General features: G+C 61.5%; 14 protein-coding genes. 4 read left to right on the forward strand and 10 right to left on the reverse strand.

The features are described 5' to 3' along the window. Nucleotides 1–128 precede the first annotated feature (128 nt). The 7 genes from ACJ8HB_RS04315 to trpS all read right to left on the reverse strand — a co-directional run bounded on the left by ACJ8HB_RS04315 (nucleotide 129) and on the right by trpS (nucleotide 8,217). Nucleotides 129–2,696 carry a putative mucin/carbohydrate-binding domain-containing protein gene (locus tag ACJ8HB_RS04315; protein ID WP_060421352.1) on the reverse strand — a complete coding sequence of 856 codons (2,568 nt, stop codon included), beginning with the start codon at nucleotides 2,694–2,696 and terminating at the stop codon, nucleotides 129–131. A 177-nt stretch (nucleotides 2,697–2,873) separates the two neighbouring features. Further along, on the reverse strand, nucleotides 2,874–3,338 hold the full coding sequence (locus tag ACJ8HB_RS04320; RefSeq protein ID WP_004939471.1) for a DUF1456 family protein: 465 nt from the start codon (nucleotides 3,336–3,338) through the stop codon (nucleotides 2,874–2,876). 108 nt (nucleotides 3,339–3,446) lie between these two features. After that, entirely contained in the window at nucleotides 3,447–4,346 is a 900-nt protein-coding gene (gene phnE / locus ACJ8HB_RS04325) for a phosphonate ABC transporter, permease protein PhnE (RefSeq protein WP_033637591.1), read from the reverse strand. Next, on the reverse strand, nucleotides 4,343–5,206 hold the full coding sequence (gene phnE / locus ACJ8HB_RS04330) for a phosphonate ABC transporter, permease protein PhnE (RefSeq protein WP_033637590.1): 864 nt from the start codon (nucleotides 5,204–5,206) through the stop codon (nucleotides 4,343–4,345). The genes phnE (ACJ8HB_RS04325) and phnE (ACJ8HB_RS04330) overlap by 4 nt, the downstream gene beginning before the upstream one ends. Before the next feature lie 78 nt (nucleotides 5,207–5,284). Continuing rightward, nucleotides 5,285–6,217, reverse strand: a complete 933-nt coding sequence (gene phnD, locus ACJ8HB_RS04335) for a phosphonate ABC transporter substrate-binding protein (RefSeq protein WP_025302014.1) — start codon at nucleotides 6,215–6,217, stop codon at nucleotides 5,285–5,287. 41 nt (nucleotides 6,218–6,258) lie between these two features. Continuing rightward, on the reverse strand, nucleotides 6,259–7,092 hold the full coding sequence (gene phnC / locus ACJ8HB_RS04340; protein ID WP_033642325.1) for a phosphonate ABC transporter ATP-binding protein: 834 nt from the start codon (nucleotides 7,090–7,092) through the stop codon (nucleotides 6,259–6,261). Between the two features lie 117 nt (nucleotides 7,093–7,209). Beyond that, a complete protein-coding gene (trpS, locus tag ACJ8HB_RS04345; protein ID WP_047568702.1) occupies nucleotides 7,210–8,217 on the reverse strand; it encodes a tryptophan--tRNA ligase in 1,008 nt (335 codons plus the stop codon). A 279-nt stretch (nucleotides 8,218–8,496) separates the two neighbouring features. On the opposite strand from trpS, the gene ACJ8HB_RS04350 reads away from it, so the two are divergent. Then, nucleotides 8,497–9,372 (forward strand): NAD(P)-dependent oxidoreductase, encoded by an 876-nt coding sequence (locus tag ACJ8HB_RS04350; protein ID WP_060421330.1) that lies wholly within the window; start codon nucleotides 8,497–8,499, stop codon nucleotides 9,370–9,372. A 33-nt stretch (nucleotides 9,373–9,405) separates the two neighbouring features. Here the strand turns inward: ACJ8HB_RS04350 and ACJ8HB_RS04355 are convergent, their stop codons facing one another. The 3 genes from ACJ8HB_RS04355 to ACJ8HB_RS04365 form a co-directional block, all read right to left on the reverse strand. Then, nucleotides 9,406–9,933, reverse strand: a complete 528-nt coding sequence (locus ACJ8HB_RS04355) for a cysteine hydrolase family protein (protein WP_047568706.1) — start codon at nucleotides 9,931–9,933, stop codon at nucleotides 9,406–9,408. Nucleotides 9,934–9,962: 29 nt separating this feature from the next. Next, nucleotides 9,963–11,066, reverse strand: a complete 1,104-nt coding sequence (locus tag ACJ8HB_RS04360) for a suppressor of fused domain protein (RefSeq protein ID WP_047568708.1) — start codon at nucleotides 11,064–11,066, stop codon at nucleotides 9,963–9,965. A gap of 163 nt (nucleotides 11,067–11,229) precedes the next feature. Beyond that, nucleotides 11,230–12,102: an oxygenase MpaB family protein gene (locus ACJ8HB_RS04365; RefSeq protein ID WP_047568710.1), complete on the reverse strand. Its 873-nt coding sequence runs from the start codon at nucleotides 12,100–12,102 to the stop codon at nucleotides 11,230–11,232. A 242-nt stretch (nucleotides 12,103–12,344) separates the two neighbouring features. On the opposite strand from ACJ8HB_RS04365, the gene ACJ8HB_RS04370 reads away from it, so the two are divergent. The 3 genes from ACJ8HB_RS04370 (at nucleotide 12,345) to ACJ8HB_RS04380 (ending at nucleotide 14,738) form a co-directional block, all read left to right on the forward strand. Continuing rightward, the gene (locus tag ACJ8HB_RS04370) at nucleotides 12,345–12,788 is read left to right on the forward strand and encodes an acetyltransferase (RefSeq protein WP_015377088.1); all 444 of its coding nucleotides are present in this window, start codon (nucleotides 12,345–12,347) and stop codon (nucleotides 12,786–12,788) included. Nucleotides 12,789–13,051: 263 nt separating this feature from the next. After that, nucleotides 13,052–14,077 (forward strand): methionine ABC transporter ATP-binding protein, encoded by a 1,026-nt coding sequence (locus ACJ8HB_RS04375; protein ID WP_041034030.1) that lies wholly within the window; start codon nucleotides 13,052–13,054, stop codon nucleotides 14,075–14,077. Continuing rightward, nucleotides 14,070–14,738, forward strand: a complete 669-nt coding sequence (locus ACJ8HB_RS04380; RefSeq protein WP_033653452.1) for a methionine ABC transporter permease — start codon at nucleotides 14,070–14,072, stop codon at nucleotides 14,736–14,738. Before ACJ8HB_RS04375 ends, ACJ8HB_RS04380 begins: the two co-directional genes overlap by 8 nt. Nucleotides 14,739–14,753: the final 15 nt, after the last annotated feature.

The following is a 14,753-nucleotide window of genomic DNA, read 5'->3' on the forward strand; positions in this document are numbered from 1 at the left end:
TTATGACGACGGCGGCGAATGGGCTGCACCAACGGCGCGCAGCGGGAGAACAAAAAGAGTGCAATAAGGGGATGATGCAGAGGAAAACCGGGGCGACGACGCTCGCCGCCCCGGGAGGGGGATGTGGATCAGTCGTTGATACGTTTCAAACCGATCGAGGTAATGCAGTAGGTCTGTTGCTTGCCCTTCTCCGCCAACCGCACGTGCTGCATCTCGTTGACGATCGCCAGACGGTTGTCCGGCTCTTCATGCCGCAGATGGATCACCTCACCGCCATAGCCTGACAGCGGCAGCACCCAGGTTTTAGCCGGCTGATTTTGGCTGCCGATGACGTCGTAGCTGAGCAAGGTGTTACCGTCCGCATCCGTCACGCTGAGGAAGGCGTAGCTGTCGGCAAAGTAGTGGTGGGCAATCCCCGCCGCCAGCGTCACGGTCACGGTTTTCTTCACCAGATCGACGGCGCCGGTCAGAAACTGGCGATCGCCGATCCCTTTGCAAACCACGGTAAACGCATTGCCGACGTTAGCGTCCGGCGGCGTATTGTCGGCGGGCAGGCAATCCCGATAGGTCGCCAACAGCGACTCGCGCTGCGGCTCGGCGAAGGTTCCGATCGCCAGATAAATATCGTCCTTGAACGACGACGACGGCGCGTAGTAAGCCGGCAGCAGGCGGCGCAAACGCTGCGCCGCCTGTTCCAGGCGCGCCAGCAGCGCTTGTTCGGGATCGCCGGGCAACGCCGGATTTTTCAGCCCGCTTTTTTCGATACGCAGCACGTTGATTTTGTTTTTGTTGTCGATGACGCCGGCCGCCGCCGGATTCAAGCGCACCCGGCTCGGCTCCACATGGTAAATCTCGATGTCATCGCCCTCGGCAAACGGCAGTTCGTCGTGACTCAACGTAGCCTGAGTGCCCTGAATCTCCTTAGTGAAGCGCACCGCGCCCTGCCGATCGCGCAGCGTCACCCGGGCATAGGTTTCACCGGGGAAGTAGGAATGCGGCGTGGTACTGGTCACGTCAACCACCACTGCGCCCTTGGCGCGATCGACGACCACGGTGGCGAAGACCGCATCGCTCAGGCCCAACAGAGCGATCTCCTGTGAAACGATCGGCGAAGCGGCTTTGCGTTCGAAGCGAAGCGTTACCGCGTTTTTCCCCTGTTTCACCGTCAGATAACCCGCCGTCGGCCGATATTTGCGATCCTTGCCGGTCGGTAAACGCAGGGTGTACACGCCGATCGGCAACGCATTCAGGGCCAGGGTCGGCGCGTCGATACGAACCTTGTAGGCATAGCGCGCCCCTTCCATCAGCACCAGATCCTCACCGTAGATCTGCGCAAAGTCATCGATATCCAGACTCAGGGCGACATCGCCTTTCAGGCCGCTCGCCTTGAGCTGACAGGAATCGACCAGCCGCAGGGAGGAATCCAGCTTCAGCTGTGCCTGCACCGCCGGCAAACTCTGCGCATCCACCAGTTGATAGAGTGGGTACACCGCCTTGGCGTGGCTGAACGCGTTGAGATCGCGCTGCGCTTGGGTGATCACGCCGCCGGTCAACTCGACGAACGGCGTCACGTCGATTTGCTCGCCGGCCGCGGCGAAGCTTGCCGACAGCAGATCCAGCAAGGCATGTTCGGACGGCACGAAGCCCGGCGTATTGCAGCTTTGGCGATACTGCTGGTTAAAGTGCGTGAAGGCGTTCTTGCCTGCCTTGTCGACCATCAGCATCGCGAAGAACAGCTTGGAGCGCAGATCCCACTGGTTGAGCGGCGTGCCCTGAGCGATCAGATCGACGATTTTCTTCTCGACGCCGGCCGCGTTGCCGTAGTTATACAGCCACCCTTCCTGGTATTTGCGCTCTCCCAGCATCACGTCCTGATAGCAAGCGGCGTAAATATTGTTCCACATCTCACCGGTGGAGAAATATTTGTCGCCCATAAAGTGCCCCTGATAGCCGTGCGCAATCTCATGCAGGCTGCCCCAGTTGCTGTCTTTCGGCGTCAGCCAGAAGCTGCTGACCGAGTTGCTGGTTTCCGCCGTCCAGCGCCCGCCGTAATACGCGGCGCCGGCGCCGTGTTTATCGGCCTTCATAAAGTAGCGGTTGCGAATATTGCGATCGGATTCGTGTTCGGCCTCGAACGAGACGCCGGTCAGCGCATTGTAGAAGGTGAAAATGCGGTCATAGTAGGCGATCAGCCCGTCGATGTTTTTCGCTTCGCCCAGCGACTTCAGCGCCGGTTTACTGATTTTCGGCACCAGCAATACCGCGTATTCCGCATCGACCAGCGCAAACTCGGCGTCCCGATCGTCCCAGCGGGCGAAAAATGCGGCTTCGTTTTCGCCACGGCGATAAACCGGCAGCGCTTTCGCCGTGTCCGGATATTCGAACTCCAGCGCCGGTTCGCCCTGCCCGTACGGCGTATCGATGAACGGCACCGAGACGGCATTGACCTGGGCCTCGACCCAGCTCGCGCCGACGCTGAATTCAGCCTCCGTTTTGCTGTCGTCATTCAGCAAGCGCAGCGTGAGCTTGCCGGTAAACGCCGCGTTGGTCTGTCGCACTCGCAGCACCTGCCCGGCGGCGAGAATGATGCCCAGGTGCTGACGATCGTGGTCGATGCCCTTGCTCATGCCTGCCGCATCCAGCCAGACCGGCCGGGTCAACGTGTAAAGTGATTGGGTTTTCGTGATGGTTGGCATCCTGCTTTCCTCATGGTTGGGGGGATTGAATTGACCATGAGAAAGTAACCGGAGGGGCGGCCCGCCCTCCATCGATGGCGGATGGCTGAGAGCCAGTACAACAACGGCGGGCGGGAGAGCGGCAAAAAAAAAGGCGCAACCTTGCGATTGCGCCCGATGTTCGATGAACGCTGCGCGCTACTCGCCGCGAACGCGCTGCGCCAGCCCTTTGAGGAAGTAGCGCAGCATCTGATCGCCGCACGGACGGTAGTTCTTGGTGCCTTCTTTGCGGAACAGCGCGCTCAGCTCCGGCTTGGAGATACGGAAGTCCACCGCGGTGAAGATCTGGTGCATGTCGGTGTCTTTCAGCTCAAACGCCACGCGCAGCTTTTTCAGCACCAGGTTATTGGTGATCGGCAGCTCAACCGCCGGCGCCGGGAACTTGTCGTCCTTGCCGCGCTTGAAGAACACCAGGCCGTTGAGGAAGTGCGCCATCACTTCGTCCGGGCACTTCTCGTAGCCCGGCTCGCCTTCTTTGATCACGTAAGCGTCCATCGCCGACACCGCCACCTCGAAATCGTCCAGTTTGATAATCTCGACCATTTTGGCGTTGTTAATGCTCAGCATATAGCGCACGCTGCGCAGCACGTCGTTGTTCATCATGGGATTGCATTGCCTTATTTGTCTAACGGGGACGTGCGCACATTGCGAAACGAAATGACTGCCACACACCTTGAATGTGCGGCAGTATAGGGATCGGCAAGGGGTTTCTCAATCGATTTGGCTTTTTTGCTGATACAGCGGGATGTCTTCGCCGATGATGTACTTGTTGCGCAGCATCGACGAGACCTTATCCATGATCATCACCACCACCACCAGGATCAGGGTGATGAACATCACCACGTCCCAGTTCCACAGCCGCATGTTCTCCGCGTACACCAGGCCGATGCCGCCGGCGCCGACGAAGCCCAGCACCGCCGCAGAGCGGGTGTTGGACTCGATCTGGTACAGGCTGAGCGCCAGGAAGGTGGGGAACGATTGAGTGAAGATGCCGTAGCGGTGCTTCTGCAACCCGTTGGCGCCTACCGCCGTCAGGCCACGGCTGGGGGACTTGTCCACCGCCTCGTGCCCTTCGGCGTACAGTTTGCCCAGCAGCCCGACGTCCTGCATCACGATCGCCAACACCCCGGCCAGCGGCCCCATGCCGACGGCGCGCACGAAGATAAGCCCCCAGATCGCCATGTCGATACCGCGCAGCACGTCCAGCAAGCGGCGCACCAGCACGGAGATCGGCCGCAGCAGCGGCGTCGACATCACGTTGCGTGCGGCGAAGAACGACAGCGGCAGCGCGATCAGCGACGCGGTAATGGTGCCGGCGAACACGATGGCGATGGTGATGCCGATCTGCTGGAAGTAGTACATGAACGGCCAGTTGACGAAGTCGTGCCAGACGAACATGCGCAGGAAATAGCGCCCCAGCTGCTGGCAGCCGTTGATAAACTGCGGCCAGGTAATGCCGAACACCAGGAAGAAGAACACGTAGTACAGCACGATCGCCAATGCTATCAGGCCGACGGTGCGCAGGTAGCGCCCCTGCTGCGCGAAGATCGCCGGATGCTGCTGTTTCAACTGGCGCAGCGTTTCCGCCGACGCCGGAGTGCCCGCTATCATTTTGCCCCCTCCACCACGCGCTTGCGCAGCTCGCCCGACACGTAGTCGAGCACGGAAACCACCACGATAATCAACAGCAGCGTCATGCTGACCTGATCGTAGCGGTCGAGTTTAATGTTGGTCATCAGCTCCTGGCCGATGCCGCCCGCCCCCACCAGCCCCAAAATGGTCGACTGACGGAAGTTGATCTCCAGCCGCATGAAGCTGTAGGAAAGAAACACCGGTTTCACCTGCGGCCACAGGCCGAAGCGCATGCGCTGCAGCGGCGTGGCGCCGCAGGCCGCCAGCCCACGCACCGGTTTGTTGGAGGCGGTTTCGATCGATTCGTAGAACAGCTTGGTCAGGCTGCCGATGGTGTGCAGCGCCAGCGCCAGGAAGCCGGGAATAGCGCCGATGCCGAACGCCATCACGAACATCACCGCCCACGCCAGCTCCGGCATGGTGCGCAAAAACGCCACCAGCGTGCGGATCGCCAGCCGCACCGAAGCCGGGGTATAGGTGTTGCCGGCCGCCAGAAACGCCAGCACGGTCGCCACCAGCACCGAGAAAATGGTCGCTGCCAGCGCCAGCTGCAGGGTCTCCCAGATCAGCGGCAGCTGGATATTCAGGCGGTAACCCCAGTAGGCCAGCGAGCCCTCGGTGCGCCCGTCGGCGAACAGCAGAGGCCAGTGCAGCGTCGGAATGGTTTCGGCCAGGTAGTCGAAGAAGTGCGGAATAGACACCCAGACGGTGTGCAGGTTGAACTCGGCGAGGTTGCCGGCGCCCAGGTACAGCGCCACCAGCCCGAGCGACCACAGCAGCGCTTCGCGCTTTTGCTTGCTGCGGATCCGTTGGTAATAGTGTGCGAAATCGGTATTCAAAAGAGGTCTTCCATCTTTATGGAACAAGGGGCTCAGCACGCTGAACCCCTTCATTCTGACGGCCAGGGCAGCCGGGAATTAACGGTCGCCTTTGGTCAGCTCGCGCTTCATATCGATGATGGTCTGGTATTCCGCCAGGGTGGTGTCGCCGATGTGCTGCTTGCCGCCCATCGCTTTGATAAAGCACTGGTGATCGTCTTTATCCAACTTCTTGATGGCGGTGACCACTTTGGCCTTGAAGTCGGCCGGCAGCGAGTTGCTCACCAGGATCGGGCCGTTCGGGATCAGCGGCGACTGCCAGATGATGCGGATCTGCTTCATCAGGTCCGGGTGATCCATGCGGATCATGCGGGTGAACGCGCCGCTGGTGTAGCCGGTGTTGTAGTCGCCGATCATCGACGCCCAGGTCACCGCACCTTCGAACTGGCCGTTCAGCACGCCGAGGATGTCCTGCTCGTGGCCGCCGGAGAAGGTGACGCTGGAGAAGGTGTTGTTGTATTTGTTGTCGACCGTGCCGCCGAACAGCTTTTTAAACGCCTGGTTCGGGATCAGGAAGCCGGAGGTGGAATCCGGATCGGCGAAGCCGATGGCCTTGCCCTTCAGATCTTCCAGTTTCTGGTAGGGGCTGCCGGCCTTCACCACCACCACCGAGTGGTAGCCGCGCGACTGGTCGACGTCGTCGACCGCGATGCCGACGATGTCCACCGCTTTCGGATCCTTGATGTAGACCGAGGCGAACGACGACGGCGACATGCTCAGCACCAGGTCAATCTTGCCGCCCAGCAGGCCCTGGATCACGCCGGAATAGTCGGACGAGTTACGCAGCTTGGTATCGACGTTCAGCTCTTTGTCCAGGAACTGCTTCACGCACTGGTTATCGCCGATCTGCTGGGTGGCGTTCTGGCCGCCGAGAATCCCCAGGTTCAGCTCTTTCGGCGCATCCGCTGCGGCAGCATTAAATACCATCATCGCGCCGGCCATCAGGGTGGTCAGACTCAATACTTTTTTCATTAGGTGTGCCTTGTGTGTAAAGGGTAAAGGTCAAAAGTGCTTCAATGGATCTGATTGGCTTCTTCGCCATACAGCTGGTGCAGGATCCGTTCGTTCAGTTGCGAAGGATGCCCGTCAAACACGATCTTCCCGTGGGCGATGCCGATCACCCGCGAGCAATACTCTTTCACCAGTTCGACCGAGTGCAGGTTCACCATCACCGCGATGCCGTCTTCGCTGATTTTCTGCAGCGCGTCCATGATGCGGCGGGTGTTTTTCGGATCGAGCGACGCCACCGGCTCATCGGCCAGCAGGATTTGCGGGTTTTGCATCAGCGCGCGGCAGATGGCGACGCGCTGCATCTGGCCGCCGGAGAGGTGCTCGGCGCGCTGCAGCGCGTGCGGCAGCATGTTGAGCCACTGCAACAGCTCGATGGCGCGAGCGCGGTCGGCGTCATCGAACAGTTTGAAGAAGGATTTCAGAGTGGAAGTGTGGCTCAGGCGGCCCAGCAACACGTTGGTCATCACGTCCAGCCGCGGCACCAGGCAAAAGTCCTGGAAGATCATGCCGCAGCGCGCGCGCCACTGGCGCATCTGGCGGCCGGCCAGCTGGGCGATATCCTGCGCCGCGCCATCGTCTTCGAAGTGCAGCATCTCGCCGCAGCTGGAAGGAATGGTGCCGTTCAGGGTGTGCAGCAGCGTGGACTTGCCCGCGCCGGAGCGGCCGATCACCGCCACGAATTCGCCGGCGTGCAGATCGAAATTGATGTCATCCAGCACACGCTGCTGCGCTTTGTAGGCCTTGCCGAGTCCCTTTACCGACAATACTTTGCGGGATGCGGCGGCGTGCTGCCCTGGAAAGTCGTGCTGTGCCAATTTTAACAGTGCCTGAGCCATATGATTTCTCTGGTTTCAGTGGCTAATCATTATGGGCACCTATTAACGGATAAGTTTATGACAGTGGGATGATGGTTTTATGGCCGGGGCGTGACGCGTGCCGCCCCGGCGTTCGCCTCACGCCAGGGTGAAGAAGTCCAGCCCCAGCGCCGTCTTGACCTGTTGCAGCGTCTGTTGGCTGACCTGATGCGCGCGGCGGGTGCCGTGCTGCAGGATGCGCGTCAGCTCGCCTTTATCGGCGATGAATTCGGCGCGGCGGGTGCGAATCGGCTCAAGCAGGCTCTGCAGGCAATCCTCCAGCAGCCGTTTGATCTTCACGTCCCCCAACCCGCCGCGGCGGTAATGCGCCTTCAGATCCGCCACCAGCGCGGCGTCTTCGCAGAAGGCGTCCAGGTAGGTGAACACCATGTTGCCTTCCACCCGACCGGGATCGCTGACGTTGAGATGGCCGGGGTCGGTGAACATGCTCATCACCGCCTTGTGCACCTCGTCGGCGCCGGCGCCAAGCTGGATGGCGTTACCGCGCGATTTCGACATCTTGCCCTGCCCGTCCAGCCCCGGCAGACGCCCGACGTTGCTCAACAACGGCCGGCACTCCGTTAATATCGGTTGGCCGACGATGTGGTTGAAACGCCGCACGATCTCATTGGTTTGCTCCAGCATCGGCAGTTGATCCTCACCGACCGGCACGTGGGTGGCGCCAAAGGCGGTGATGTCCGCCGCCTGGCTGACCGGATAAATCAAAAAACCGGCCGGCAGGCTGCGGGCGAAATCCTTCTCGGCGATTTCGTTTTTCACCGTCGGGTTGCGCTCCAGCCGCGCCACGCTGACCAGATTGAGGTAGTACATCGTCAGCTCGGCCAACGCCGGCAGCGCCGACTGCAGGCAGATCGTGGTCTTGTGCGGATCGATGCCCACCGCCAGATAGTCGGCCACCACGTTGAGCACGTTGGCGCTGATTTTTTGCGGGTTGTTGCCGTTGTCGGTCAGCCCCTGCAGATCCGCCACCATCACCGTTTGGTTATGCTGGTGCTGCAGTTCCACGCGCTGGCGCAGCGAGCCGACGAAGTGGCCTAAATGCAGTGGGCCGGTGGCGCGATCGCCGGTAAGAATGGTGTAGCTCATGGCAGTGCTCCTGAAGGTCTGTAGACCGCCGGATCAACGCCACAAAAAATAATGCCGCCAAACCGGCGGCATTAATAAGAGATGTGAATACTCGTGCCGCCTCAGAAGAGGCGCCACCATGACTGATTGTGGGTGGAGTGCATCGATATATTCATGGCATCAAGGTATACCCGCAGCGGCAACGCGTCAATAGCGCGTAAGACGGCGTTACACTCCGGCATTTGCGTTCCTGGCCTGGCGCGCTAGGGTAAAACCTTCAACCTGAAAAAGGAGCGCATGATGAAGATCGGATTTGCCGGACTGGGTGGGATGGGCAGCGCCATGGCGGCCAACCTGTTGCAAGCGGGCTTCGCCTTAACGGTATGGAACCGCTCGCCGCAGGCGGCGCAGCCGCTGGTGAGCGCCGGCGCGCGGCAGGCAGAACGGCCGGAACAGCTGGCCGATGCCGACGTGCTGATCACCATGCTGGCCGACGATGCCGCCACGCAACAGGTGGTGGTCGACAGCGGGTTGCTGCAACGGATGAAACCGGGCGCGCTGCATATCAATATGGCGACCATCTCGGTCGAACTCGCCAAGCGTTTGACGGCGCTGCATGCGGAACACGGCATCGGCTATCTCGCCGCGCCGGTGCTGGGGCGGGTCGACGTGGCCGCCGCCGGCAAGCTGAATATTCTGGCGGCCGGCGATAGCGAGCGGCTGAAGCAAGCGCAGCCGCTGTTCGATGCCCTCGGCCAGAAAACCTGGCACTTCGGCGCCGATCCGGCGCAGGCCAACGTGGTCAAAATCGCCACCAACTTTACGCTGGCCAGCGCCATTGAAGCGATGGCGGAAGGCAGCGCGCTGGTGCGCAACTACGGCGTGTCCGGCGCCGACTACCTGCAGATGCTGGGCGGCACCGTCTTCGCCGCCCCGGCCTATCAGGGCTATGGCGCGCTGATCGCCGCCGAGAAGTATTCCCCCGCCGGGTTCCGGCTGGCGCTGGGGCTGAAGGACGTCGGGCTGGCGCTGGCCGCCGGCACCGACAGCCATACGCCGATGCCGTTCGCCGGGGTGCTGAAAGACAACTTCCTCGACGCGATGGCGCAGGGGGATGCGGATCTGGACTGGGCGGCGCTGGCCAAGGTGGCGGCGCGGCGGGCGGGCCTGAAATAACGAACGGGGGCGTTAGCCCCCGTTTTTCCGTTCTCAGAACACGATGTCCGCCGTGGGCACGGCACGGATCGGCACGCCGAAGCTGTCGATATTCGACAGCGTCTCGTTATGGTGGGTGCGGATCAGCAGACCGTCGGCATAGGGTTTGTCGTGGCAGGTGTGGGCATCAGCCGCCAGCGTCACCGGATAGCCGTGCGCCGCCGCGCTGCGCACCGTGGTGTCGATGCAAAACGGCGTGGAGTAGCCGCAAACCACCAGCTGCGATACGCCGTTGGCGATCAGCAACGCACCCAGTAAGGTGCGCAGGAACGAGTCCGGCGTGGTTTTATCCACCCGATGATCGCCCGGCGCCACCTTCAGCGCCGCGAGCACTTGCCAGGCGGCGCTGCCGTGCGGCAGTTCGTCGTCCGGCGTATGGTGCTGAATCACGACAACCGGCACGCCCGCCCGGCGGGCGCGCTCGCTCAGTTGGTTGATACGCGCAACGGTGCCCGCGGCATCCGCCGGCGGCGGCGTAAACAATCCTTCCTGCACATCGATAATCAACAGCGCGGTGGTCATGGCGGCTCCCGAAGAGAAGATAAGTGGCGTCAGCACACCGGCTGGCGCGGGCGGAAAATATGGTCGACGCCCTGCTCGCACAGCCGGTTCACCAGATCGTGCCCGCCGTTCGGCGTGGCGTGCGCCAGCTGGCGCTCAGCGGTAAACACCGGGCTGGCCCAAAACAGGTTCACCGGATCGCCGTACTGCTGCGGCAGAGTCAGGTGCGCGTTATGCGGATAGAAGGACGACGATAAAATATAGCCTTCGTAGCCCAGCGGCGCCACGTCCGACTCCAGCGTATGCCCTTCGCCGATCCAGGTCAGCCGCGCCCACGGCGCATGCGCGAAACCGGCCAGCGCGCTGGCCATCTGCACCGCGTTGTCTTCGGTCATGTATTGGCTGTCGATGGCGATCGCCATCTCCATACGGCGATAGCGCGAAGCCTCGTCGTTGAACAGGATCTCCACCCACGGCATCGGCCGGATGCTGACCCCCATGGTGAGGAAGTAATAGATGCCGTCGCGCTCGTGCTGGGTAATGGCCATCGGCGGCCACTTGCCCTGATCGATGGCGTAGTACTTCACCGAAGGGCCGAAATGCGACTCATAGCGCGCCTGAAAATCGCGCTGCATCTTCGGCCACGGGTTGCCCTCTTCACGCTGCCAGCTGCGCCAGAACTGGCGGGTGCTCTCCGCCTGCGCATACTGGGTGTTGGTCGAGGCCGAGCCGAGCGGATAGGCCAGCGGGCTCTCCTTGATACAGCTGGCGGAATAGCACACCGAATGGTCGATATACAGGCTCCAACCGGGGATCACCGCCAGCAGTTGGCCGTAATACCACAGGGCCGCGCCGTCGTCGCTTTCGCTCCACACCACCATCAGCCCTTCCGGGTTCAGCGGCGCTTCGCCTTCCAGGTTGCGGCAATACTCCGCCGCCAGCATCGGCGGCTGCCCTTGTTCCAGCGCGGCGCGATCTTCCTGCAGCGGCGCGGCGGCCAGGTTGCGCAGCCAGCAGGCGCGCACCTGATAGCGATCGCTGTAGGCTTCGGCGGGATAGATATAAAAATAAGCTGCCCTGCTCCCTTGCTGAACCACCGCGACCAGCGTCTGGTTCTCATTGCTGACTTCAGCAAGTACGTATGACTCGTTCATATCACCTCAATAGGGTCAGGGCGCGGCAGAATCGGCTGCGCGCCAAAAATGGAATGTGGCTTTGCCCCCAAGTGTAAAACGCATTACTGGCCGGATCACCCGTAAAAGTCTCAAAAGCGGCCGTAAACGAAGATAAACAAAGACTAATTATAGCGGCTGTGGCTCATGACGGCTGAGTGATGCGCCGCACCGCGCGCTGATAGGAGCCGTTGCGCATCGACGCGCCCAGCACCTTGCCGAGGCCTGCGGCGCCCGTTCGCACCAGCCGCCGCCGCAGCGCGCCCGGATGAAAACCGAACTGCCGCTGCGCCCAATCGGGCAACAGATCGATGCCCGCCTGCATCACCACCCCGCCGAGCGGGCGCGCCAATGCGCTCGGCGCCGGCGCCTTCAGCAGAATGCGCGCCACCTCTTGCGTGCGTTCATCGCAGATCAGCTGCGGCCGCATCGCCTGCAGGTACTCTTCGACCTCCGCGCAGGACTGAGGGATGGCGGTCGCCCCCAGCGCGGCGGCCACGCGCGACGCTTCGCGGTAGTATTGATCCTGCAAATCGCGGGAAAGATGGGGGTTACGGTAGCGCAGGTGGCTGGCCAGAAAACGGCTGCTCTCCGCGACGTGCACCCAGGTGAGCAGCGCCGGATCGCTGGCGGCATAAGGCGTGCCGTCGCTGCCGACGCCGGTCACCCGCAGATGGATGGCTTTGACTTTGGCAATCAGCCGCTGCGCCTCGGCGGTCGGGCCGAAGGTGGTAACCGACACGAACTGGCTGGTGCGGCGCAGGCGGCCAATCATATCTTCGCGGAAGTTGGAGTGATCCCACACCCCGGCCAGCGCCAGCGGGTGCAACATCTGCAGCAGCAAGGCGCTGACGCCGCCGCACAGCATCGGGGTGAAATCGCGGTGAACCTGCCAGATGACCGACTGCGGGCCGAACAAGCCCGGATCGCCGGGCGGGTTCTCAAAATCGACGCCGCCGAGCGCCAGCCCGGTCAGGCTGAGCACCTGTTTTTCTATCGCTGCGCGTACCGCTTCCATCCTGCTGCCTCCGTTGTTCACCCGGCGGCCAGTGTACCACGCGTCGGGCGCCTCATTGCGCCCTGCGGCGGTTGAAAGCATTAACTTACTGAATTACATTTATTATACCGCCGGCAGAAAGGCGGGCCTATTCGATCCACTGCAGAGGCGCTTTGCAGGGCGTTAACCCACGTTAATTCGGCACTAACCCCACAAAACCTCTATCTAGTTTTTTTCCTCCAACTTAGATAGCAGAGAGTTCGATGATTACCATCAGAGCACGCGCGGCGGAAGACAACGCGCAATTGGCAGATATCTGGCTGCGTTCGGTGCGCGCCACTCACCATTTTTTAACCGAAGACAACATCGCGCAGCTGTTCCCGCTGGTGCTGAACGACTACCTGCCGGCGGTTAACGTCTGGGTGGCCGAAGAGCGGCCGGGGCATCCCTGCGGCTTTATCGGCCTGAACGGCAACAAGGTGGAGATGCTGTTTATCGACGCCGATCAGCGCGGCAAAGGGGTGGGCAAAGCGCTGCTCACCCACGCGGAAACGCTGCACGATGAGCTGCAGCTGGACGTGAACGAGCAAAATCCGCAGGCCAGCGGCTTCTACCGCCACTACGGGTTTGTCATCACCGGCCGTTCGCCGCTCGACGGCCAGGGCAACCCGTTCCCGCTGCTGCACATGAAGCTGGACAAACGCTAGCCCTCCCGCCGGCCGCCCTGCGGCCGGTTTTCTCCCCCCTGTTTCACCCGCCGTTTTATATATCAAATCAGAATAAGTAATAGAATTTACATTCTTCCTGTCACTATAAACCCTCGGTAGGATTGCCCGGTATTCACCCGCAACAGAGGTTCCGTCCGCCACTCCCCGCCGGGTTGTGCCCGCCGAAAAGCCGAACGATCCCTGTCCGGCGCACCGCGCTCTGGACGGAATGCTGTGATGTATCGATAAGGATCCGCTTCGTTATGATCGTTCTTTCGAACGTTTGCAAAACTTTTGACAGCACACAGGGCCGCGTCGTGGCGGTAGACAACGTCAGTCTGGCGGTAGAGGCCGGGCAAATTTACGGCATCATCGGCTACAGCGGCGCCGGCAAAAGCACGCTCATCCGCCTGCTTAACGGCCTGGAGACGCCCACCAGCGGCCGCATTGACGTAGGCGGCTTCGATATCGCCCGCGCCAAAGGCAGCCACCTGCGCCAGGCGCGCCTGAAAATCAGCATGGTGTTTCAGCACTTCAACCTGCTGTGGTCGCGCACCGTCAGCCAAAACATCGCATTTTCCATGCAGATCGCCGGCGTGCCCAAGGCGCAGATTGCGCCGCGCGTGGCGGAACTGATCGCGCTGGTCGGCCTGCAGGGGCGTGAAGACGCCTACCCTTCGCAGCTCAGCGGCGGCCAGAAACAGCGCGTCGGTATCGCCCGCGCGCTGGCCAATAACCCGAGCGTGCTGCTGTGCGACGAGGCCACCTCGGCGCTCGACCCGCAGACCACCGACGCCATTCTCGACCTGCTGCTGGACATCAACCGCCAGCTGAAATTGACCATCGTGCTGATCACCCACGAGATGCACGTGGTGCGAAAAATCTGCCACCGCGTGGCGGTGATGGAAAACGGCCGCATCGTCGAAGAAGGCCCGGTGCTCGACGTGTTCACCCGGCCACAGCAGCCGATCACCCGGCAGTTCGTCAAACAGGTGTCGCAGTATGCGGATACCGAAGAGAGCTTCAACCCGCTGCTCACCGCCCATCTGCCGGGGGCGATTTTCAAGCTGACCTTCGTCGGCGTGCAGACTCACCAGGCGGTGATCGCCGAAGTGATCCGGCGCTACGCCCTGACCATCAACATTCTGCACGGCAAGATCAGCCACACCCTCAACGGTTCGTTCGGCGAACTGTATATTCACGCCGAAGGCAACGAACAACAAGTCGCCGACATGCTCAGCCTGCTGCACGAAAGAGATATCGCCGTCGAGGTTATCCAACATGATTGAATCCCTGTTCCCCCACCTGCGCCTTGACTCACTGTGGGACGCCACCTGGGAAACGCTGTACATGACCGGCATCGCCGGTTTGGCCACGCTGGTGCTGGGCATCGTGCTCGGCGTGCTGCTGTTTTTAACCTCGAAAGGCCAGCTGTGGCAGAACCGTGCGGTCTACTCGCTGATCTCCGTGTTGGTCAACGTCTTCCGCTCCATTCCGTTCATCATTCTGATCGTGCTGCTGATCCCGTTCACCAAATCGCTGATCGGCACCATTCTCGGCGCGGATGCGGCCCTGCCGGCGCTGATCGTCGGCGCGGCGCCGTTCTACGCCCGGCTGGTGGAGATCGCGCTGCGCGAGGTCGACAAAGGGGTGATCGAAGCGGCGCGCTCGATGGGCGCCAAAAACCGCACCCTGATTTTCCGCGTATTGCTGCCGGAAAGCTCGCCGGCGCTGGTTTCCGGCATCACCGTCACCCTGATCGCGCTGGTGAGCTACACCGCGATGGCCGGGGTGATCGGCGCCGGTGGCCTGGGCAACCTGGCCTATCTGGAAGGGTTTCAACGCAACCACAGTGATGTGACGCTGGTGGCGACGCTGACGATTCTGCTGATCGTTTTCGTCATTCAGTTCATCGGCGACACCCTGACAAGAACGCTCGATAAACGTTAATTAACCAAGGAAAAC

This window comes from Serratia sp. CY27727 (assembly GCF_052169275.1).
Classification (GTDB): Bacteria; Pseudomonadota; Gammaproteobacteria; order Enterobacterales; family Enterobacteriaceae; genus Serratia; species Serratia sarumanii.